The sequence below is a fragment of the Streptomyces sp. SID14436 genome (genome assembly GCF_010548465.1).
Taxonomy (GTDB): domain Bacteria; phylum Actinomycetota; class Actinomycetes; order Streptomycetales; family Streptomycetaceae; genus Streptomyces.
This window is the reverse complement of record NZ_JAAGMD010000670.1, coordinates 1-2,511: the sequence shown is the minus strand read 5'-3', so window position 1 is coordinate 2,511 and position 2,511 is coordinate 1. Positions and strand designations below refer to the sequence as shown.

Annotated in this window: 3 protein-coding genes; all 3 read left to right on the top strand. The window is 74.1% G+C overall.

The window, feature by feature from the left end; translation table 11 throughout:
- The first annotated feature begins 240 nt into the window (after positions 1 to 240).
- Positions 241 to 597, top strand: coding sequence for a hypothetical protein (locus G3I53_RS23970; protein WP_031102058.1), 357 nt, complete (start codon positions 241 to 243; stop codon positions 595 to 597).
- A gap of 173 nt (positions 598 to 770) precedes the next feature.
- Complete coding sequence (locus G3I53_RS23965; protein ID WP_164333430.1) at positions 771 to 2,003, top strand: family 16 glycosylhydrolase; 1,233 nt, start codon at positions 771 to 773, stop codon at positions 2,001 to 2,003.
- A 113-nt stretch (positions 2,004 to 2,116) separates the two neighbouring features.
- Positions 2,117 to 2,511 (top strand): hypothetical protein (locus G3I53_RS23960; RefSeq protein ID WP_164438753.1); only part of this gene is annotated, 395 nt, incomplete at its 3' end.

Here is a 2,511-nt window from a genome sequence, read left to right as displayed (position 1 = left end):
CGCCCGAAGGTCCCGCCCGGCGGGCCGCCCGGCGCCGCCGCCGGCGTCGCCCCGGCGGCTGACGGGACGCCAGGGACTCCCGACTCCCTCTGAGGCGAGCCCGGTTGAAGTTCCGCGGCCCGGGAGGTCATGGTCCCGTTCATCGCGGGCATCCGAACTCCATCCGCAGTCGCCGGGACCCGGACGAGCCACGCCGCCGTCCGGTCCGGCGCGCTCCCCGACGGATCGAGGAGGACCGGCATGAGCAGAGGCAGCCGCACCCTTTCCGCGCTCTACGTCGCCGTCGCCCTCTGGCTCGCCTACTGCACCGTGCGCACCTGGGGCACGGTCCCCCTCTGGACCAGCCTCGCCATGGCCGTCGCCGGTCTGGCCCCGGTGCTCGGGGTCGCCCGGGAGGGCGTCATCGCGGAGGAGCGGCATGCCGTCGCCGTCCTGCGCGAGCGCGAGGGCCGGCGCGGGGCCTGGCGCGACACGGCCGCCGCGGTGCTCGCCCGGGTCGAGGTGGACGCCGCGTGCTGCGAACGGTGGTGGACGTCGTGCGCGACCGACCACGACCCCGGCTGCGCGCACCGCACCTCACGCGACGGCACGGCCTGACGCCCGTCCACGCCCCGCGGCCGGGCCCGGCCGCGGGGATGTGAACGCCTGGTCCGGACCAAGGTGTTGACGCCCCCTTACCTCATGCCTTGAATCAAGAGGAGACGCTCTTTCCCCCCACCACCTCGGTCCGGCGTGCCCGCCCCGCGGTCCGCCGAACGGAAGGGAGAGCCATGGCCTCTCCGCGCACCCTCCGCACCTGGCTGACCGCCGCCCTGTCCGCCGCCCTCGTCGCCGCCGGAGCGACCGGGACCGCACGGGCCGAACCCGCCGACGCCCCCGCCCCGACGGCCGTGACCTTCTCGGACACCTTCGACGGCCCGGCCGGAGCGGCGGTCGACTCCTCCAAGTGGCAGCTGGAGACCGGCGACAACGAGAACAACCACGAGCGGCAGTACTACACGGGCGGCACCAGGAACGCCGCCCTGGACGGCCAGGGCCACCTCGTCATCACCGCCCGCAATGAGAACCCCGCCAACCACCAGTGCTGGTACGGCACCTGCCAGTACACCTCCGCCCGCCTCAACACGGCCGGGAAGTTCACCGCGCAGTACGGACACGTCGAGGCCCGCATGAAGGTCCCGCGCGGGCAGGGCATGTGGCCCGCCTTCTGGATGCTGGGCATGCCGGTCGACTGGCCCGCCTCCGGCGAGATCGACATCATGGAGAACGTCGGCTTCGAGCCCTCCACCGTCCACGGCACCCTGCACGGCCCCGGCTACTTCGGCTCCGGCGGCATCGGCGCCTCCTACACCCTGCCCGGCGGCCGGGCCTTCGCGGACGACTTCCACACCTTCGCCGTCGACTGGGCGCCCGACTCCATCACCTGGTCCGTGGACGGCACCGTCTACCAGCGGCGCACCCCGGCCGACCTGGGCGGCCGGACCTGGGTGTTCAACAAGCCGTTCTTCCTCATCCTCAACCTCGCGGTCGGCGGCTACTGGCCCGGCGACCCCGACGGCTCCACCGTCTTCCCGCAGCAACTCGTCGTGGACCACGTCTCGGTGACCACCGGCGACACGGCCCGGGGCGTCCCGGTCAGGGGGCTCGCCGGCAAGTGCGCCGACGTCGCCGGGGCGAATCCGGCCAACGGCACCCCGGTGCAGCTCCACGACTGCAACGGCACGGCCGCCCAGCAGTGGACCGCCGGGGCCGACGGCACGCTGCGCGCCCTCGGCAAGTGCCTGGACGCCACCGGCAACGGCACCGCGGACGGCACCCCGTTGCAGCTGTGGGACTGCACCGGCGGACCCAACCAGAAGTGGACCGTCACCGGGGCCCGCGACATCGTCAACCCGCAGGCCGACAAGTGCGTGGACGTCACCGGCAACAGCTCCGCCAACGGCGCCAGGCTGCAACTGTGGACCTGCACCGGGGGAGCGAACCAGAAGTGGACGCTGGGCTGAACCGCGCCGGCGCCCCTGCGCGCCGCTGAGCCGATCGACAAACAGGTTGCGGCCTGCGCCCTGATCGCTACGCTCACCGCGTGCGTATCCCCCGCTCGCCCTCGGGCTGGACCATGGCCGTCTTCGGTGTACTCGCCGCGGCGCTCGGCGCCGTCGGCCTGGTCTCACCGGCCGCGCAGCTGTCGCTGCTCGGTCTCGCTGTGCCGGGCGCGCGGGGGAGCGGCGACCACACGGCAGCCTTCGTGACCGCGTCGTCGATGGCGGCCCTCAACATGGGCGTGTACTACGTGCTCGCCGCGCTGGCCGACTGGCGTGCCTTCTACCTGTGGACCGTGCCGTTCCGGCTCCTCACCTGCACGGTGTTCACCGTCGCGGTGGCCGGCGGCAGGGCACCGCAGGCGTTCCTCGGCGTCGCGGTGTGGGAGGGCCTCGGCGCACTGGCGACCGGCGCCGCCCTGCTGCACGAACGGCGCGCCGCCCGGCGGCAGCCGGCCGCCGGCGCGCCCGC

What these genes read in the sequence shown, in the direction of transcription:
- G3I53_RS23970 (WP_031102058.1), top strand. Translation starts at nt 241, where the DNA reads ATGAGCAGAGGCAGCCGCACCCTTTCCGCGCTCTACGTCGCCGTCGCC.
- G3I53_RS23965 (WP_164333430.1), top strand. Translation starts at nt 771, where the DNA reads ATGGCCTCTCCGCGCACCCTCCGCACCTGGCTGACCGCCGCCCTGTCC.